Source organism: Curtobacterium sp. MCPF17_018 (assembly GCF_003234135.1).
Taxonomy (GTDB): domain Bacteria; phylum Actinomycetota; class Actinomycetes; order Actinomycetales; family Microbacteriaceae; genus Curtobacterium; species Curtobacterium flaccumfaciens.
Genome location: NZ_QKSJ01000003.1, coordinates 171,486 through 189,203 on the forward strand (window position 1 = coordinate 171,486; position 17,718 = coordinate 189,203).

Consider the following 17,718-nt stretch of genomic DNA (forward strand, 5'->3'; position numbering starts at 1 on the left):
ATACCGGTATGATCATCCGCGTGATCGAGATCCTGACCCCCGCCGAGGTCGACAAGGGCCGCGCCACCGGAGCCCTCGTCGGCACGATCCTGCAGACCCTGCGCGAACGCACCCGCGTCGGCACGAACCTGCTCGAGATCGACCGGTGGGCGAAGCAGATGATCGAGGCCGCTGGCGCCGACTCCTGCTACGTCGAGTACGCGCCCTCGTTCGGCCGCGGTCCGTTCGGCCACCACATCTGCACGGCTGTGAACGACGCCGTGCTGCACGGGCTGCCGCACGACCAGGTGCTGCGCGACGGGGACCTGCTCACCCTCGACCTCGCGGTGTCCCTGGACGGCATCGCCGCCGACGCCGCGATCAGCTTCGTCGTCGGCACCCCGCGCCCGGAGGACCTCGCACTCATCGACGCCACCGAACGGGCACTGGCCGCGGGCATCGCCGCCGCCGGACCGGGTGCCCGCATCGGTGACCTGTCCCACGCGATCGGCACCGTCCTCGAAGCCGCGGGCTACCCGGTGAACGTCGAGTTCGGCGGGCACGGCATCGGCTCGACCATGCACCAGGACCCGCACGTGTCGAACACCGGTCGCCCCGGTCGCGGCTACACGCTCCGACCCGGGCTCCTGCTCGCGCTCGAACCGTGGGTCATGGCGGACACCGACGTCCTGGTCACCGACGCCGACGGCTGGACGCTGCGGAGTGCCACCGGAGCGCGGACCGCCCACACCGAGCACACCATCGCCATCACCGAAGACGGCGCCGAGGTGCTCACGCTCGCCCGCTGACCGTCCCGACCACCTCGACGGACAGCCCACCCGCCGCGACGACGAGCACCACGTCCGGCGCGGGGTACAGCACGGTGAGCGGTTGTTCGACACCCTCGAACCTGGCGGTGCCGGCGGCCACGTCGACCTCGACCGCGAGCGGGTCGACGCGCAGCCCGCGTCCGTCGCGTTTCAGCACGGCCTCCTTGGCCGCCCACGCGGCGGCGAGGAGCGCCGGGTCCCCGTCGGCTCGACGGAGTTCGTCCGGGGTGAACGCGTCGAGCGGCGCGGCAGCGACCCGCGACACCCGTTCGACGTCGACGCCGAGCGCCGGAGCGCCGACCGCAAGGGCGACGACCCCCGGTGCGCGCGACAGGCTCACGCCGACCGTGGTGCCCGCGACGGTCGCCCACGGACGACCGTGGTCGGTCCCCGCGCAGTGCGGGCAGACGCGCCCCGCGCGCACCGCGACCGGCTCGACGCCGGTCGCCGACGCGACGGCGGCGACCAGCGCCTCCCGGTCGTCCGCGCGGTCAGCAGCCGGCGTCCGGAGCGTCACCGTGACGGTCGGGAGGCGCGACCCAACGACCCGGGCAGCGCCCGTCGGTCGTGTGGTCGCGCCCAGAGCAGATCAGGCGTGCGTCAGCGCGATGAGCGCGACGTTCATGGTGCTGTACTGACCCTCGGAGCGGGTCGCCTGGCGGACTCGTCCGCGCAGGACCTCGTAGCGGCCGTCGTGCTCGCGCACGAAACCGATCACACCCGTCGCCGGCGTCGACACCCGGTGGTAGCCGTCCTCGAGCGGGACGACCTCGGTGCTCGTGGTGCGTTCCATCGTTCTTCCCCTTCCGTTCATCCTCGAACAGTGGCGCCAGTCTACCCCGTCCGGGGGACAAGACGTCCACAGGAAGCACGGTCCGGAGCGTTCCCCCAGAGTCTGTCCGTGCCCCTGCGTGGCCTGGATAGACTCCGGGCGACAGCGCACTCGTGGCGCGGTCCGGTGCGGTGCCACGGGGTACCGACCGGCGACGGACGGAGGACGGATGCGAGCGGTCCAGCACGGATCGGGCAAGGACGGATCGAGCGGGCACAGGGGGACAACGCGGCTGTGGAGCCGTGTGACGGCGGCCCTGGTCGCGATGCTCATCGTCCTGGCTCCGGCAGCGACCGCCCACGCCACGGCGCCCGTCGACCTGGGCGGCGCGTACGTCCTCGACGAGGCCGACGCGCTGACCGCATCCCAGCAGGCGCGGGTCGAGCAGGCCGTGCAGGACCTGTACTCCGAGACCCAGACGCAGCTGTTCGTCGTGTTCGTGCCGTCCTTCACCGATCCCACCGACCACACCGAGTGGGGCCGGGCCGTGCTCGAGCAGAACCAGATCGACACCGACGGCATCCTGCTCTCGGTCGCGGTCGACGAACGCAACTACGACGTCCAGCAGACGAACGAGACCGCGATCTCCTCGTCCGACGTGGAGAACGCCGTCAACGACTCGCTGCTCCCCCGGCTCAAGCAGGGCGACTGGTCCGGCGCCGCCGTGGCCTTCGCCGACGGGCTGACCCAGTCGCAGGCCCCGGTGGACCTCACCTGGCTGTGGATCCTGCTGCTCGCCGTGGTCGTCGGGCTCATCGTCGTGGTCCTGGTCATCCGGACCCGGAACAAGCGCCGCACCGCCGCGGCGACCAAGGCGCAGGAAGCCTCGCTCGCCGACCTCGAACGCACCGCCGGCGGCGCGCTGGTCACCATCGACGACGAACTCCGCACCGCCGAGCAAGAGGTCGGGTTCGCGAGCGCGCAGTTCGGCCCCGACGCCGCCAAGCCCTTCGCCGACGCCGTGCAGGCCGCTCAGCGCGAGGTCCGCAAGGCCTTCACGATCCGGCAGCAGCTCGACGACGAGATCCCCGACACCCCCCAGCAGCGCGCCGAGTGGGCGAACCAGATCATCGTGATCTGCGAACGGGCGCACGCCGCCATCGAGGAGCAGACCGAGGCGTTCGACCAGCTCCGGTCGCTCGAGGACGGCATCGAGGACGCGGCCGCGTCGCTCGCCCAGGCCGTGGCCGCCGCACCGGCCTCGGTCGGAGCCGCCGCCGCTGCACTCGACCGCGTCCGCGCCCGCTACACCGGACGCACCCTCGCGACCGTGGCGAACAACGTCGACCAGGCTCACCAGGTGCTCGCCTTCGCCACCGAACGCTCGAACGCGGCCACCGCCTCGATCGCCGCCGGTGACAAGGGCGAGGCCGTCGTCGCCGTCCGTGACGCCCAGCACGCGCTCGCCCAGGTGCAGCAGCTCACCGACGGCGCACTCGCCGCCGAGCAGTCCTTCGACGAGGCCACCGCCCGCGCCGAGGCGATGCGCATCGACATCCAGGGGGACGTCGCCGCCGCCCGCAGCCTGCGCTCGGGCGGGCCGGACCTCGCCGCCGCGGTCACCCGCGCCGAGGCCGTGCTCCGCCAGGGGCTCGACCCGAAGGACCCCGTGGCGGCCGTCGACGCGCTGACCCGGGCGAACACGGAGATCGACCAGGCCATCGCCGCGGCCCGCGGTGCCGAGGAACAGCGCCAGCGCGCCACCCAGGCGCTCGACGCGGCCCTGCGCGACGCCCGGAACCGGATCAGCCAGGCCCGCGACTACGTCTCCCTGCACCGCGGCGGCATCGGCCCCACCGCCCGGACCCGGCTGTCCGAGGCCCAGCGCGCCTACGACGACGCCGTCGAGCTCGCACCGAGCAACCCGGGCCAGGCGCTCAACGCCGCCCGCGCGGCCGAGCAGTACGCCGCCGCAGCGATGGACGCCGCCAACGACGACCTCGGCGGCTGGGGTGGCGGCCAGGGCGGCGGCGGTGGTGGTGCCCAGCTCGGTGGACTCGTCACCGGACTCGTCCTCGGCGGCCTGCTCGGCGGTCGCGGCGGCAGCTACGGCGGCGGCTTCTCCGGCGGCGGCCGCTTCTGACGGGCACGCTCCCCCGCACCCGACACGACCGGACCCGACCCGACCTCCGGCACCCCAGAACCAGACACGACCCGACCCGACCCGACAACACCGTCCACAGGACTTCCACGAAAGGGAACAGCAATGGCCAAGCAGACCATCTTCGGACGCATCTCCACCCTCGTGCGCGCGAACATCAACCAGATCATCGACGACGCCGAGGACCCGCAGAAGATGCTGGACCAGCTCGTCCGCGACTACACGAACAACATCGCCGACGCGAAGACCGCGATCGCGCAGACCATCGGCAACGTGCGCCTGCTCGAGCAGGACCACGAAGAGGACAAGAAGGCCGCGGTCGAGTGGGGCCAGAAGGCCGCCAACGCCTCTGCCGCCGCCGACAAGTACCGCTCCGAGGGCAAGTCGGCCGAGGCGGACAAGTTCGACAACCTCGCCAAGATCGCGATCGGCAAGCAGATCGCCGCCGAACAAGAGGTCAAGGACGCGGAGCCGAACCTGGCGTCGCAGAACGAGGCCGTCGAGAAGCTCAAGACCGGTCTCGCCGGCATGGAGCAGAAGCTCGAGCAGCTCCGCGCGAAGCGGGACAACCTCGTCGCCCGCTCGAAGACCGCCGAGGCGCAGTCCCGCGTCAACGACGCACTCGGCAACATCGACGTGCTCGACCCGACGAGCGACCTCGGCCGCTTCGAGGAGAAGGTCCGCCGCGAAGAGGCGAAGGTGCTCGGTCAGCAGGAGCTGCAGTCCTCCAGCCTCGACGCCCAGTTCGAGAGCCTCGAGGACGTCGGCAAGGACGCCGAGGTCGAGGCACGGCTCGCCGCACTGAAGTCCGGCGGATCCTCGAGCATCTGACGAACGCCCTGACGACGCCGGACCCCAGCTGACAGACTGAGACGATGCACTTCCTCGTGGTCGGTCAGTGGCAGGGTTCGGCGTCGTCGCGCGCGATGCGACTCGGGGACGGCGCGTCGGCGATCGCGGCCGACCTCCCCCGGGCGTCCACCACCGTGGTCGACGTCCCGGCCGGAGCGGGTGACCGCCTCGAGACCGCCGTCGCCCGCTACACCTCCGTGCTCGCCGTCGCCGAACGCGTCGCGGAGGAAACCGCCGTCGCCACCGAGCCGGTGCTCGTCGTCGGCGGTGACGGCGCCAGTGTCCTCGGCGCGACCGCCGCCCTCGCACCGGACACCGCGTTCGTCCGCATCTCCGGGTCCAGCGGGTACCGCGCGCTCAACCGGGCCCAGCCCGTCGCCGCCGAGACCGCCGCCCTGCGCCTGCTGGTCGACCGCCCCGACGACCTGTTCCCCGGCCTGCCGGTGGTGCCGTCGTCCTCGGTCGTCGTCGCCGGGGTCCGCGGGGTCGAGGACGCCGAACGGGCCGCCCTCGACAAGGCCGGGATCGTGCACCTCGACGTCGACGCCGCCACCCCGGACGCCCTCGCCGCAGCGGTCGAGCGGACCGGTGCCGCATCGGTCTTCGTGCACGTCGACCTCGACGTCCTCGACCCGTCCGAGGTCGACGGACTCCTCGAACCCGTCCCGTTCGGCCTCGACGGCGCAGCGCTCGTCGAGCGCATCCAGGCCGCGACGCGCGGCCGGCGCCTCGTCGGCGCAGCGCTCACCGGCTTCGCCCCCGTCGACCCGGACCGGGCGGTGGACGACCTCGGCGTGATCCTGCGCGTCGTCGGAGCGGTGACCAGCGCCTCCCGGGTGGGCTGACCACAGGCACGACGCGACCGGCGGCCCCCCTGCCGCTCCGCGTAGGCTCGGCAGCATGACGGACTACGACCTCATCGTGATCGGAGCCGGCGCTGTCGGCGAGAACGTGGCGGACTACGCCAGGAAGCGCGACCTGTCGGTCGCGATCGTGGAGGCCGAGCTCGTCGGGGGCGAGTGCTCCTACTGGGCGTGCATGCCCTCGAAGGCGCTCCTGCGCAGCGGACACGCCCTCGCCGCCGCCAAGCGGCTCGACGGTGCGAAGCAGGCCGTGACCGGCACGCTCGACGCCGCCCACGTGCTCGCCCGCCGCAACTCGTTCACCTCCGACTGGAAGGACGACAGCCAGGTCTCGTGGCTCGAGTCCGCCGGCATCGACCTGATCCGCGGGCACGCCCGCATCACCGGCCCGAAGACCATCGACGTCGACGGCGAGACGCACACCGCGCGCGCCGCCGTCGCGGTCGTCACCGGTTCCCTGCACACGCTGCCCCCGGTGCCCGGTCTCGCCGAGGCGAAGCCGTGGGGCACCCGCGAGGGCACGAGCGCCCAGCAGGTCCCCGAGAGCCTGCTCGTCATCGGCGGCGGCGTCTCCGGCTCCGAACTCGCGACCGCGTGGGCGTCCCTCGGCGCGAAGGTCACCCTCGTCGCCCGGCACGGTCTGCTCGGCGGCATGGAGCCCTTCGCCGGGGAACTCGTCGCCGACTCCCTGCGCGAACTCGGCGTCGACGTCCGCACCGGCGTCAACCCGGTCCGGGTCGACCGCGACGAGCACGGTCTCGTCACCACGGAGCTCGACGACGGCACCACGGTCATCACGAGCGAGGTGCTCGCCGCCACCGGCCGCGCCGCGCACACGCGTGACCTCGGGCTCGAGACCGTCGGCCTGACCGCGGGCGACTGGCTCGACGTCGACGACACCATGCTCGTGCACGGCACCGACTGGCTGTACGCCGTGGGTGACGTCAACCACCGCGTCCTGCTCACCCACCAGGGCAAGTACCAGGCCCGTGCCGCCGGCGAGGCGATCGCGGCCCGGTACCAGGGCACGCCGCTGCACACCGAGCCGTGGGGTGCACACGTCGCCACCGCCGACCACGCCGCCTCGCCGCAGGTCACCTTCACCGACCCCGAGGTCGCGAGCGTCGGCCTGACCGAGGCGAAGGCCCGCGAGCAGGGGCTGAACGTCCGCGCGGTCGAGTACGACCTCGGTGCGATCGCCGGGTCCTCCCTGCAGGCCGACGGCTACACGGGCCGCGCGAAGATGGTCGTCGACGAGGACCGCGGGGTCGTCGTGGGCGTCACGTTCGTCGGCCAGGACGTCGCCGAGATGCTGCACGGCGCCACCGTCGCCGTCGTGGGCGAGGTCCCGATCGACCGCCTGTGGCACGCGGTGCCGGCCTACCCGACGATGAACGAGATCTGGCTCCGCCTGCTCGAGACGTACGGCCGCCCGGCCTGAGCGTGCGCAACCCGCTGCTCGACTCCCCCGTGTCCCGTGCGGGGTGGGTGTTCGCGACGGCCGTCGGGCTCGCCGTGGGCGTCCCCCTGTCGACCGGGCGGATCCGGGTGGAGGACGGGCTCGTGGTCTGCACGGGGCTGCCGCGCTGGGTCTTCCGGCGCGGAGGCACCTGCGTCGGGTCCGTGTACCTGACCCGCGACAACGACGGCCCGCGGGTGCTCCGGCACGAGCGGGTGCACGTCGAGCAGTGGCGCCGGTACGGCATGCTCATGCCGCTGCTCTACGCCGTCGCCGGGCGGGATCCCCTGCGGAACCGCTTCGAGGTCGAGGCCGGCCTGGAGGACGGCGGCTACCGCTGACGGGTGCGGCGGGCGCTGCGTCCTGCGTCCCGCCGAGGTCGCTTGCGGTCGCCTGCGGTGGCCTGCGGTGGCTTGCGGTGGCACGACACGCCGTGTGCGCGTCGTCGTGGTCGCGCGAACTGTCGTCCCGACGCCGGTCGGGCGGCAGTTCGTGCCACCTCGGCGGGCGTGCCGACCGGCGGCTCGGTCGGTCACAACACCCCGCCGGGTGCGCTGCGAGCGGTCGCAGACCGTCGCCTGCGGCACCCCCAGCCGACGGTTCGTGACCACTCGGCGCCAGGCCCACGACGTGTCCTGACCACTCGGCAGCGAGCCGGCCAGGCGACGAAACGCGACCGGCCCACTGCCTGGAGGCGCGTGGCGCCGCCGCCCCGGGCCTCCAGGCCGCCGCGCCCCACGCCCACTGCACCCGCCTGCCGGTCACAACACCCCGCCGGGTGCGCGGCGAGCGGTCACAGACCGTCGCCCGCGGCACCCCCAGCCGACGATTCGTGACCACTCGACGCCCGGCCCACGACGTGTCCTGACCACTCGGCAGCAGGCCGGCCAGGCGACGAAACGCGACCGGCCCACTGCCTGGAGGCGCGTGGCGGCGCCGCCCCGGCCTCCAGGCCGCCGCGCCCCACGCCCACTGCACCCGCCTGCCGGTCACAACACCCCGCCTGGTGCGCGGCGAGCGGTCGCAGACCGTCGCCTGCGGCGCCCCCAGCCGACGGTTCGTGACCGCTCGGCGCCCGGCCCACGACGTGTCCTGACCACTCGGCCGCGGGCCGGCCAGGCGACGAAACGCGACCGATCGACGGCCTGGAGGCGCGTGGCGGCGCCGGAACAGGGTCACGGCCGGTCACAACACCCCGCCGGGTGCGCGGCGAGCGGTCGCAGACCGTCGCCTGCGGCACCCCCAGCCGACCATTCGTGACCGCTCGCGCGCCGGCCCACGACGTGTCGTGACCACTCGGCGGCGAGCCGGCCAGGCGGCAGCAGGCGGCAGCAGCGGCAGCGCCGCAAGCGCGTCAGGCCGCGCGCCGCCGCGGCACCACGAGGGGCGTGCCGGTCTCGGGGTCGGGGACGACGACGCACGGCAGGCCGAAGACGTCCTCGACGAGGTCCGCGGTGAGCACCGACGCTGGCTTCCCCGCCGAGACGATCGCCCCGTCGCGCATCGCGATGACGTGGGTGGCGTAGCGCGCAGCCTGGTTCAGGTCGTGCAGCACCGCGACGACCGTGCGACCGGCGGCGTGCAGCGTGGAGGCGAGTTCGAGCACGTCGTACTGGTGGGCGATGTCGAGGAACGTCGTCGGCTCGTCGAGCAGCACGATGTCGGTCTGCTGCGCGAGCACCATCGCGATCCACACCCGCTGCCGCTGCCCGCCGGAGAGCTCGTCGACGCTCCGGTCCGCCAGTTCCACCGTCTCGGTCTGCTCGAGTGCGGCCTGCACGGCCTGCCGGTCGGACCCGGACGAGGGGTGCAGCAGGTCCTGGTGCGGGAACCGGCCCCGGGACACGAGGTCACGCACGGTGATGCCGTCGGGGGCGATCGGGGTCTGCGGGAGCATCCCGACCCGCCGGGCGACGGCCTTCGGGCGGTACGAGTCGATCGGCGCCCCGTCGAGGAACACCGTGCCGGCTCGCGGCTTCAGGGTGCGGGCGAAGGACTTCAGCAGCGTCGACTTGCCGCAGGCGTTCGGCCCGACGATGACCGTCAGCTCGCCGTCGGGGATGTCGACGTCGAGCGTGTCCACCACGACCCGGTCGTCGTAGGCCAGGGTCAGCCCGCGGGCCCCCAGCGCGGTGGTCGGGACCGGACCGAGCGCGGTGCCCGCGGCCGACATCAGTGCTCGGCCTTGCCGTGCCGCCAGTACCCCATGAACGCGACCTGCTTGCGGTCGATGCCGACGCCGCGCACCAGGTGGCGGCGGAGTTCCTTGACACAGCCGGCCTCACCAGCGATCCAGGCGTACACGGGGCGCTCGTCGACCGGGGCGGGGACGTCCCACAGCACCTGCTCGTCGACGTCGACGTCGGTGAGCTCGGCGGCCGGCTCGCACGTGGCGGCGGACGACGGCGCGACGGTGGAGGCCCAGGCGTGCACCTGGTCGGTCATCCGGACCCCGTGGGTGGCGCCGTTGCGGGCGATCCAGCGGACCTCGACCCCGGCGGGCGCGGTGACCGGCAACCGGTCGGCGTCGGTGGGCACCTCGATGAAGACGTGGCCGACGGTCGAGACGTCGAGCGCTTCGAGGATGGCGCAGATGGCCGGTGCGGCGGTCTCGTCCCCGGCGAGCAGGATCCGGTTCGCGTGCCCGGGAGCGAACTCGGCGGCCCCGGTCGGCAGGTCCTCCGGCGACTCGGGGACCCGCGGCCCGACGATGCGCAGCTCGTCACCGACGCGGCAGGCCGACACCCAGCGCGACGCCGGACCGGTGTCGCCGTGCGCGACGAAGTCGATGTCGAGCTCGCGGGCGTCCGGCCGGAACGAGCGGACCGTGTACGTGCGGAGCGGATTGCGGGTCTCGTCCGGCAGCGCGCGCCAGGCGGCGTACCAGTCCTCGTCCTCCGGCAGTTCGGAGAAACCGATGCCGGGCAGGGGCAGCACGATCTTGATCCGCTGGTCGAGACCGACCGAGGAGAAGTCGGCGAGCGCGTCGCCAGTCAGTGTCACCCGGACGAAGTTCGGGGTGAGCGACGTGACCGCGGCCACGCGGACGGAGAAGACGCGATACCGGGTTGCCACGGAATCGAGTATGGCATGCCTTACCTAACGTCTCCAGGCCCCCGGAACGGTGCGAGGATCGTCCCCGTGTCCGAAGCCCCCGACGACGAATTCGCCGACCTGCCCGCCCTCGCCAGCGCGAGCGGCGTGGACGCGCCGCTCCGCGCCTCCAGGCAGGTGGTCCGCACCGCGGACGGACAGGAGATCTCCGCGATCCGGTGGGGCGACGACGGCCAGGAGGCCCGGATCACCTACCTGCACGGGCTCGGCATCGACGCCCACAGCTTCGACACCACGGCACTCGCCGTGGGCGAGCCGGCGGTCGCCCTCGACCTGCCCGGCCACGGCCGGTCGTCGTGGCGGGAGGACGCGGACTACGCGGCGACCGCGACGGCACCGAGCGTGCTCGCCGCGCTCGACGCGCTCGCGGTGCCGCCGGGCATCGTCGTCGGCCACTCGCTCGGCGCCATCCTGTCCGCTCGGCTCGCGGCCACCGCACCGGAGCGGGCGACCGGACTCGTGCTCGTCGACATGTCGCCGGACTTCGCGCAGCGTGCGGTGGACCGGATCGCCCGCGCGCTCGAGGCCGAGGAGCCGTTCGAGTCGCTCGAGCAGGTCGTCGACCGGGCGATCGAGGCGCGGGTCGGCGACGACCGGCAGGTGCTGCTGCGCGAGGCCCGGCACACCACGGCCCTCGGAGCGGACGGGCGACTCGTGCGCCGCCACCACTTCCCGCACCTGCCGGCCGGGCGGACGTCGTCGGTGGGGCGCTTCGCCGATGCGTGGCCGGACCTCGAGGCCCTGCGCGTGCCGATCCTGCTCGTCCGGGGTGACCGCGGGTACGTCTCCCCGAAGCTGCACGCCGGGTTCGCCGACCGCCTGCCGGACGCCGAGATCGTGACGGTCACCTCGCGGCACGCGGTGCAGAACCAGGCGCCCCTCGAACTGGCTTCGGCGATCCGGGCATGGGCCGAGCGGCACGGATTGTTGCACCCGATCGAAGAACCGTCGCCGGACGGCGCCAGCCGCCGGTACCCTCGTGCGAGCGCGAGGCCCGATCCAGACCCTCGTGCCCGGAAGGAACCCACCACCCCATGAGTCCGCTCCTGCCCCGTCGCACCGCGCGCACCTCGCGCATCGGGCGCGCTGCCCTCGCCGCCACCGCGGTCGCCGTCGTCTCCGCCCTGGCGCTGGCCGGCTGCTCCGGCTCGTCCGACACCACCGGGGGCAAGGACGCCACGGTGCGCGTCGGGCTGGTGCTCGAGCCGACGAGTCTCGACATCCGCACCCAGTCCGGGGCGGCGCTCGACCAGGTGCTCATCGACAACGTGTACCAGGGGCTCGTCGGCCGGACCGCCGACGGCGAGATCCGTGACGTGCTGGCCTCGTCGCACGAGGTCTCGGACGACGGCCTGACCTACACGTTCACGCTGCGGGACGGCACGACGTTCCAGGACGGCGAGCCGGTCACCGCGGCCGACGTCGTGTGGTCGCTCGAGCAGGTCAAGTCGAACGACTCGTACGTCGACTCCGCCAAGCTCGCGGGCGTCACGTCGATCACCTCGCCTTCGGACGACTCCGTCGTGCTGAAACTCGCGAAGCCGGACTCCGACCTGCTCTGGAACCTGACCGGCCGCTCCGGTCTGGTGCTCGAGAAGGCCGCGGACAACGACCTGTCCGACAGCGCGAACGGCACCGGTCCGTTCGAGGTGGCCGACTGGAAGCAGGGCGACTCGCTCACGTTCGACCGCAACGAGGACTACTGGGGCACGAAGGCGAAGGTCGCGAAGATCGTCTTCCGGTACATCACGGACCCGTCGACCGCCGTCAACGCGATGGCGAACGGTGACCTCGACGTCCTGAACCCGGTCGACGGCACGCTGAAGAGCCAGCTGCAGGGCAACGCCGACATCGCACTGCACAGCGGCAAGACGACCGACAAGTACACGCTGGCGTTCAACAACCGCAAGGAACCGTTCACGGACGAGCGCGTGCGCCGGGCCATCCGGCAGGCGATCGACGCGAAGGCGCTCATCAAGGCGATCGGCGGCACCGGCGTGGAGCAGGGCGGCCCGATCCCGGAGCTCGACCCCGGCTACGAGGACCTCACCGACATCGACGCGTACGACCCCGCGAACGCGAAGAAGCTCCTGGCCGCCGCCGGCCAGCAGGACCTGAAGCTGACGCTCACCTACGCGAACATCTACCCGACCACGATCGGCGACGTGCTGAAGTCGCAGCTCGCCGACGTCGGGATCACCCTGACGGTCAAGCGTGTCGACTTCGCCACCTGGCTGTCCTCGGTGTTCCAGGCACCGAAGTCCGGCGAGCGGGACTTCGACCTGTCGATGGTCGACCACGTCGAGGCCCGTGACTTCGGCAACTGGGCGAACCCGGACTACTACTTCGGCTACGACAACGCGGAGGTGCAGGCGCTCTACGCCCAGTCGATCGCGGCGACCGACGAGGCCACCAAGACCGAGGCGCTCCGCAAGGCTGCACGCATCGTCAGCGAGGACGCGGCCGGCGAGTGGCTCTACACGGCGACCGAGATCACCGCGGTGCGCTCCGGCGTGACGGGCTTCCCGGTCGACGGCGGGAACTCGCGCCTCGACCTGGCGAAGCTCGCGGTCAAGTGAACCGGAGCGGCCGCGGCGGGGTGTCCGTCCCCGTAGCATCGGTGTCGTGACCCGGTTCCTCATCGGGCGGGTGCTCTTGCTCGTCGTCGGCCTGCTCGTGGCGAGCGTCATCATCTTCGCCACGCTCCGCGTGCTGCCCGGTGACGTCGCCCAGGTCGTCGCCGGCACGCAGTCGACCCCGGCGCAGGTTGAACAGCTCCGGCAGCAGCTCGGACTCGACCGGCCCGTCGTGGTGCAGTACCTCGACTGGATCGGTGGGGTGTTCCGCGGTGACCTCGGCCGCTCCCTGGTGACGAACGGTGCCGTCGCGCCGGAGATCGTGCAGAAGCTCGCGATCACCCTGCCGCTCGCCGCGATGTCCCTGGCGACCGCGCTGGTGATCGGCGTCCCGCTCGGGGTGATCGCCGCGGTGCTCCGCCGCCGTCCGGGGGGCGCGGTGATCGGGTTCGCGGCGCAGGCGGTCGCCGCCGTACCCGTCGTGTGGGCCGGCATGCTCCTCGTCGCCCTGTTCGCGGTGACGCTGCACTGGCTGCCGACGCAGGGCTTCCCGCTCGACGGCTGGTCGGAACCCGGGCGGGCGTTCGCGTCGCTCGTGCTGCCCGCGCTGACGATCGGTGCGGTCGAGGGCGCCGTGATCCTCCGGTTCACCCGGTCCGCGACGCTCTCCGTCCTCGACGCCGACCACCTGCGCACCGCCGCCGCCGTCGGCCTCACCCGCACGCAGGCGCTGCTCCGCCACGGTCTGCCGAGCGTCGCCCTCACGGTGCTCGCCGTGCTCGGTGTCCAGATCGCCGGGCTGCTCGTCGGTGCCGTCGTCGTCGAGCAGCTGTTCTCCCTGCCCGGGGTGGGCCGGATGCTCGTGACCGACGTCGGCCGCCGCGACATCACGAAGGTGCAGTCGGAACTGCTCGTGCTCACCGGACTCGTGCTGCTCGTCGGGTTCGCCGTCGATGTCGTGCACCGCACCCTCGACCCCCGACAGCGTGAGGTGCAGGGATGATCCGCCGCCTGGTGTCCCGGCCGACCGGGGTCTTCGCCGTGGTCGTGCTCGGCCTGCTGCTCGTGCTCGCCGCCGTGTCGCTCGTCTGGACGCCGCAGAACCCGTTCCGCGCCGACCCGTTCCACCAGTGGGAGGGGCCGAGCGCCGCGCACTGGTTCGGCACCGACGCCGCCGGCCGCGACATCGCGAGCTACCTGCTCGCCGGCACCCGCACCACCATGCTCGTCGCCGTCGGCTCCGGGGTGATCGCGAGCGTCGTCGGCATCGTCCTCACCGCGATCGGGTCGCTCACCGCCCGCTGGGTGCGCGAGGGCACCGCGGTCCTGCTCGACATCCTGGTGGCGTTCCCGACCCTGCTCACCGCGATGCTCCTGACCGCGGTGTTCGGCGGGTCGCTCGGCGTCGTGATCGTCAGCGTCGGGCTGTCCTTCGGCGTGACGATCGCCCGCGTGGCCCGCGGTGAGATCCGCCGGATCGCCCGGAGCGACTACGTCACGGCGGCCCGGGCGTCCGGCGTCGGCGGTGCCGGGGTGCTCTTCCGTCACCTGGTGCCGAACGCGGCGCCGCTGTTCACCGTGCAGCTTTCGCTCGCGATGGCCACGGCCGTGCTCGCCGAGGCCGGGCTGTCCTACCTGGGCTACGGCGCCGGATCGGACACCGCTTCGTGGGGCAGCCTGCTGTCCGACCTGCAGACCTACATCGGGGTCCACCCGTGGAGTGCGACCTGGCCGGGAGCCGCCATCGCCCTCGTCGTCGCGGCACTGTCGTTGCTCGGCGACGCGGTGCGTGACGCCTCGGACCCGCGGCTGACGACGAGCGACCGGACCGATCCCGGCACGACCACGCCGGGGGTGACCGCATGACCGACCACGCAGCCAACACCGACGCAGCCGGCACCGCCCACGCCACCGCAGCCTCCGGGCTCGAGGTGCGCGGGTTGTCGGTCCGCATCACGGGGCGGACGATCCTCGACGACGTCAGCTTCACCGTGCCTCCCGGCCAGCGCGTCGGCGTGATCGGCGCGAGCGGATCCGGAAAGTCCATGACCTCGCTCGCCCTGATGGGCCTGGAGCCCACCGGCGCCGTCGTGACCGGCAGCATCCGCCTGGACGGCACCGAACTCGTCGGCCTGCCCGACCGCGAGCGCGCGCGACACCGCGGCGCGGGCATCGCGATGGTGTTCCAGGAGCCGGGCACAGCGCTCGACCCGCTGCGACGGGTCGGCGCGCAGATCGCGGAGCCGCTCCGGCTGCACCGCGGGCTCGACCGGCGTGCGGCCCGCGCGGCAGCGATCGACCTGGCGGCGTCCGTGGGCCTCCCCGACCCGGAGTCGCTGCTGCGGCAGTACCCGCACCAGTTGTCCGGCGGGCAGCGGCAGCGGATCTGCATCGCGATGGCGATGGCGGGCGAGCCGTCGTACCTGGTGGCCGACGAACCGACCACGGCGCTCGACGTCACCACCGAGGCCCGCATCCTCGACCTGTTCGAGCACCTGCCGGCGGGCATGGTGTTCGTCACCCACGACCTCGCCGTGCTCGCGCGCATCGCCGACACCGCGGTCGTCCTCGACGCCGGTCGGGTGGTCGAGCAGGGCCGCGTCGCGGACCTGCTCGCCGCACCGCAGCACCCCGCCACCGCCGCGCTCGTCGACGCCGCACGTGCCACCGCCAGGAGGACCGCCCCGTGACCCTCCCCGTCCTCGAGGCCGCCGGTCTCCACCGCACCTACCGACTCCCCCGCCGCGGCCCGTTCGAGCCCGGTCCGGTCCGCACCGCGGTCGACGGCGTCGACCTGACGGTCGCCCCCGGCGCACGGCTCGGCATCGTCGGCGAATCGGGATCCGGCAAGTCCACGCTGGTCCGGTTGCTCGCCGGCCTGGAGGCCCCTTCCGCCGGCACCGTCGCCGCCTCCGGCCGTCCGGTGGTCGCGTCCCGGTCCGCGCGGGCGTTGCGCTGGTTCCGTCGCGAGACCGGGGTGGTGTTCCAGGACCCGTACGCGTCCCTCGACCCGCGGATGCGCGTCGGGGCGATCGTGGCCGAGCCGTTGCGGGCCCTGCAGGTCCCGGGCTCGCACGACGACCTGGTCCGTGCCGTGCTGGAGCGCGTCGACCTGCCCGCCGACACGGTCGACCGATACCCGCACGAGTTCTCCGGCGGGCAGCGACAGCGGATCGCGATCGCCCGGGCCGTGGTGCACTCGCCCCGGATCCTGTTCGGCGACGAGCCGATGAGCGCCCTCGACGTGGTGGTCCGGGCCCGGGTGATCGAGCTGTTCCGGTCGCTCGCTGACGATCTCGGGCTGACGCTCGTGCTGGTGTCCCATGACATCGGCGTCGTGCAGCGGTTGTGCGACACCGTCGCGGTGATGTCCGACGGCCGGATCGTCGAGCACGGGCCGGTGTCGCTCCTCGACGATCCGCAGCACCCGGTGACGCGGGCGCTGGTGTCGGCGGCACCGACGCTGCCGTAGGGCGGCCGGCGCGGCCCGGGGCGAACGTGGGGGTGCCGACGCGGAGCGACACCGTCGACGTCGTACGACGACGACTCCGTCGCACCTCCCGCCGCGCCCACCGAGTCCGGCGTCCTGAGCCGACGGTGCACGCCGCCCGGGTAGACGGGATCCATGAGCGGCGACCTCGACCAGACCCAGGCACCCTTCCTCGACGCGCTCCGGGACTACCACGCCCGAGACCGCTACGGCTTCTCGCCACCGGGCCACCGGCAGGGCCGCGGCGTCGACGCCGACACCCTGGCCGTGCTCGGCAAGGACCCGTTCCGCGCCGACGTGCTCGCCAGCGGCGGACTCGACGACCGGAAGTCCTCGAACGGGTACCTGACCACCGCGGAGTCCCTGATGGCCGAGGCCGTCGGTGCCGACACGGTCTTCTTCTCGACGTGCGGGAGCTCCCTGTCGGTGAAGGCGGCGATGCTCGCGGTCGCCGGCGTCGAGGGCGGGATCCTGGTCAGCCGTGACGCGCACAAGTCGGTGACCGCCGGCCTGGTGTTCTCCGGGCTGCAGCCGTACTGGGTGGAGCCGCGACTCGACCGTGACCAGGGGATCTCCCACCCGCCGTCGCCCGCCGACTACGCCGCGGTGTGGGACGAGCACCCGGACGCCGCCGCCGCACTCGTGGTCAGCCCGACCCCGTACGGCACCTGTGCGGACATCGCCGGCATCGCGGCGGTGTGCCACGAGCGCGGCAAGCCCCTCATCGTCGACGAGGCCTGGGGTGCGCACCTGCCCTTCTCCGAGCAGCTGCCCTCGTGGGCGATGGACGCCGGCGCCGACGTCTGCGTGACGAGCGTGCACAAGATGGGCCTCGGCTTCGAGCAGGGGTCCGTGCTGCACCTCCGTGGCGACCTCGTCGACCACGACCACCTGTGGTCCTGCGCGGACATGCTCATGACGACGAGCCCGAACGTGCTCGTCTACGCGGGCATGGACGGCTGGCGTCGGCACATGATGCGCGACGGCACTGGGCTGATCGCGCGGACCATCGTGCTCGCCGAGCAGACCCGGCAGCGCATCGAGGCGATCGACGGCATCCACGTCCTGCACGACGAGCTGCTCGGGGCGGAGGCATCGCACCAGCTCGACCCGATGCGCATGCTGCTCGACGTCGAAGCGCTCGGGATCACCGGGTACCAGGCGCACGACTGGGTCCGCGAACACCACCGGCTCGACCTCGGGCTCTCCGACCACCGGCACCTCGGCATCGACGTGTCGCTGGCTGACGACGACTTCACCACCGACCGGCTCGTGCACGCCCTGCAGTCGCTCGCCGTGGCGGCACCGGACCTGCCGCAGACGCCGCCGGTCCGCATCCCGGAACCGTCGGGCCTGCTGCTCGAGTCGGTGATGACACCCCGCGACGCCTTCTTCGGCGCGGTCGAGCTCGTGCCCGCCGACCAGGCAGCGGGGCGGATCGCGGCCGAGCAGGCGACCCCGTACCCGCCCGGGATCCCGGCGTACGTGCCCGGAGAGCGGCTGACGGCCGAGGTGATCGACTACCTGCGCAGCGGGCTCGAGGCCGGGATGGTCATTCCGGACCCCACCGACGGGAGCCTCGGCGTGATCCGGGTGGTGCGGGAGACGAGCTGAGCGGGCGC

The 17,718-nt window shown here is 73.1% G+C and carries 17 protein-coding genes; 13 read left to right on the forward strand and 4 right to left on the reverse strand.

The genetic code is table 11. The features are described from left to right. Positions 1-20: 20 nt before the first annotated feature. The gene (gene map, locus DEJ27_RS05200) at positions 21-788 is read left to right on the forward strand and encodes a type I methionyl aminopeptidase (protein ID WP_110859150.1); all 768 of its coding nucleotides are present in this window, start codon (positions 21-23) and stop codon (positions 786-788) included. Here the strand turns inward: map and DEJ27_RS05205 are convergent. Both DEJ27_RS05205 and DEJ27_RS05210 read right to left on the reverse strand, forming a co-directional pair. Then, positions 772-1,326, reverse strand: coding sequence for a 4'-phosphopantetheinyl transferase superfamily protein (locus DEJ27_RS05205; protein WP_181419981.1), 555 nt, complete (start codon positions 1,324-1,326; stop codon positions 772-774). The two genes, map and DEJ27_RS05205, sit on opposite strands and share 17 nt — an antisense overlap. A 72-nt stretch (positions 1,327-1,398) precedes the next feature. Further along, the gene (locus DEJ27_RS05210) at positions 1,399-1,602 is read right to left on the reverse strand and encodes a hypothetical protein (protein ID WP_017885770.1); all 204 of its coding nucleotides are present in this window, start codon (positions 1,600-1,602) and stop codon (positions 1,399-1,401) included. Positions 1,603-1,885: 283 nt separating this feature from the next. Here DEJ27_RS05210 and DEJ27_RS05215 point away from each other — a divergent pair, with 283 nt between their 5' ends. The 5 genes from DEJ27_RS05215 to DEJ27_RS05235 all read left to right on the forward strand — a co-directional run bounded on the left by DEJ27_RS05215 (position 1,886) and on the right by DEJ27_RS05235 (position 7,257). After that, positions 1,886-3,724, forward strand: coding sequence for a TPM domain-containing protein (locus DEJ27_RS05215; protein ID WP_181430092.1), 1,839 nt, complete (start codon positions 1,886-1,888; stop codon positions 3,722-3,724). Positions 3,725-3,847: 123 nt separating this feature from the next. After that, complete coding sequence (locus tag DEJ27_RS05220; protein ID WP_110859024.1) at positions 3,848-4,573, forward strand: PspA/IM30 family protein; 726 nt, start codon at positions 3,848-3,850, stop codon at positions 4,571-4,573. Between the two features lie 44 nt (positions 4,574-4,617). Further along, positions 4,618-5,439 carry an arginase family protein gene (locus tag DEJ27_RS05225; RefSeq protein WP_110859025.1) on the forward strand — a complete coding sequence of 274 codons (822 nt, stop codon included), beginning with the start codon at positions 4,618-4,620 and terminating at the stop codon, positions 5,437-5,439. A gap of 55 nt (positions 5,440-5,494) precedes the next feature. Next, positions 5,495-6,898, forward strand: a complete 1,404-nt coding sequence (locus tag DEJ27_RS05230; RefSeq protein ID WP_027465800.1) for an NAD(P)/FAD-dependent oxidoreductase — start codon at positions 5,495-5,497, stop codon at positions 6,896-6,898. 2 nt (positions 6,899-6,900) lie between these two features. Further along, complete coding sequence (locus DEJ27_RS05235) at positions 6,901-7,257, forward strand: Fe-S oxidoreductase (RefSeq protein WP_175330772.1); 357 nt, start codon at positions 6,901-6,903, stop codon at positions 7,255-7,257. A gap of 1,013 nt (positions 7,258-8,270) precedes the next feature. Here DEJ27_RS05235 and DEJ27_RS05240 read toward each other — a convergent pair. Beyond that, positions 8,271-9,089 (reverse strand): ABC transporter ATP-binding protein, encoded by an 819-nt coding sequence (locus tag DEJ27_RS05240; protein ID WP_027465801.1) that lies wholly within the window; start codon positions 9,087-9,089, stop codon positions 8,271-8,273. Next, on the reverse strand, positions 9,089-9,991 hold the full coding sequence (locus tag DEJ27_RS05245; protein WP_258370296.1) for a siderophore-interacting protein: 903 nt from the start codon (positions 9,989-9,991) through the stop codon (positions 9,089-9,091). Before DEJ27_RS05245 ends, DEJ27_RS05240 begins: the two co-directional genes overlap by 1 nt. 66 nt (positions 9,992-10,057) lie before the next feature. Here DEJ27_RS05245 and DEJ27_RS05250 point away from each other — a divergent pair, with 66 nt between their 5' ends. The 7 genes from DEJ27_RS05250 to DEJ27_RS05280 all read left to right on the forward strand — a co-directional run bounded on the left by DEJ27_RS05250 (position 10,058) and on the right by DEJ27_RS05280 (position 17,710). Next, complete coding sequence (locus DEJ27_RS05250) at positions 10,058-11,068, forward strand: alpha/beta fold hydrolase (protein ID WP_146244650.1); 1,011 nt, start codon at positions 10,058-10,060, stop codon at positions 11,066-11,068. Next, positions 11,065-12,609 (forward strand): ABC transporter substrate-binding protein, encoded by a 1,545-nt coding sequence (locus tag DEJ27_RS05255; protein ID WP_111090445.1) that lies wholly within the window; start codon positions 11,065-11,067, stop codon positions 12,607-12,609. Before DEJ27_RS05250 ends, DEJ27_RS05255 begins: the two co-directional genes overlap by 4 nt. 46 nt (positions 12,610-12,655) lie before the next feature. Further along, the gene (locus DEJ27_RS05260) at positions 12,656-13,609 is read left to right on the forward strand and encodes an ABC transporter permease (protein WP_111090446.1); all 954 of its coding nucleotides are present in this window, start codon (positions 12,656-12,658) and stop codon (positions 13,607-13,609) included. Further along, positions 13,606-14,472, forward strand: coding sequence for an ABC transporter permease (locus DEJ27_RS05265; RefSeq protein WP_111090447.1), 867 nt, complete (start codon positions 13,606-13,608; stop codon positions 14,470-14,472). Before DEJ27_RS05260 ends, DEJ27_RS05265 begins: the two co-directional genes overlap by 4 nt. Beyond that, positions 14,469-15,296, forward strand: a complete 828-nt coding sequence (locus DEJ27_RS05270; RefSeq protein ID WP_111090448.1) for an ABC transporter ATP-binding protein — start codon at positions 14,469-14,471, stop codon at positions 15,294-15,296. The genes DEJ27_RS05265 and DEJ27_RS05270 overlap by 4 nt, the downstream gene beginning before the upstream one ends. After that, a complete protein-coding gene (locus tag DEJ27_RS05275) occupies positions 15,293-16,078 on the forward strand; it encodes an ABC transporter ATP-binding protein (RefSeq protein ID WP_110859032.1) in 786 nt (261 codons plus the stop codon). The genes DEJ27_RS05270 and DEJ27_RS05275 overlap by 4 nt, the downstream gene beginning before the upstream one ends. A 153-nt stretch (positions 16,079-16,231) precedes the next feature. Beyond that, a complete protein-coding gene (locus DEJ27_RS05280) occupies positions 16,232-17,710 on the forward strand; it encodes an aminotransferase class I/II-fold pyridoxal phosphate-dependent enzyme (protein ID WP_111090449.1) in 1,479 nt (492 codons plus the stop codon). Positions 17,711-17,718: the final 8 nt, after the last annotated feature.

Bases quoted from the DNA above. Each gene is read 5' to 3' on its own strand.
- DEJ27_RS05270 (WP_111090448.1), top strand. From the start codon at position 14,469: ATGACCGACCACGCAGCCAACACCGACGCAGCCGGCACCGCCCACGCC.
- DEJ27_RS05225 (WP_110859025.1), top strand. From the start codon at position 4,618: ATGCACTTCCTCGTGGTCGGTCAGTGGCAGGGTTCGGCGTCGTCGCGC.
- DEJ27_RS05280 (WP_111090449.1), top strand. From the start codon at position 16,232: ATGAGCGGCGACCTCGACCAGACCCAGGCACCCTTCCTCGACGCGCTC.
- DEJ27_RS05230 (WP_027465800.1), top strand. From the start codon at position 5,495: ATGACGGACTACGACCTCATCGTGATCGGAGCCGGCGCTGTCGGCGAG.
- DEJ27_RS05255 (WP_111090445.1), top strand. From the start codon at position 11,065: ATGAGTCCGCTCCTGCCCCGTCGCACCGCGCGCACCTCGCGCATCGGG.
- DEJ27_RS05240 (WP_027465801.1), bottom strand. From the start codon at position 9,089: ATGTCGGCCGCGGGCACCGCGCTCGGTCCGGTCCCGACCACCGCGCTG.
- DEJ27_RS05210 (WP_017885770.1), bottom strand. From the start codon at position 1,602: ATGGAACGCACCACGAGCACCGAGGTCGTCCCGCTCGAGGACGGCTAC.
- DEJ27_RS05265 (WP_111090447.1), top strand. From the start codon at position 13,606: ATGATCCGCCGCCTGGTGTCCCGGCCGACCGGGGTCTTCGCCGTGGTC.
- DEJ27_RS05220 (WP_110859024.1), top strand. From the start codon at position 3,848: ATGGCCAAGCAGACCATCTTCGGACGCATCTCCACCCTCGTGCGCGCG.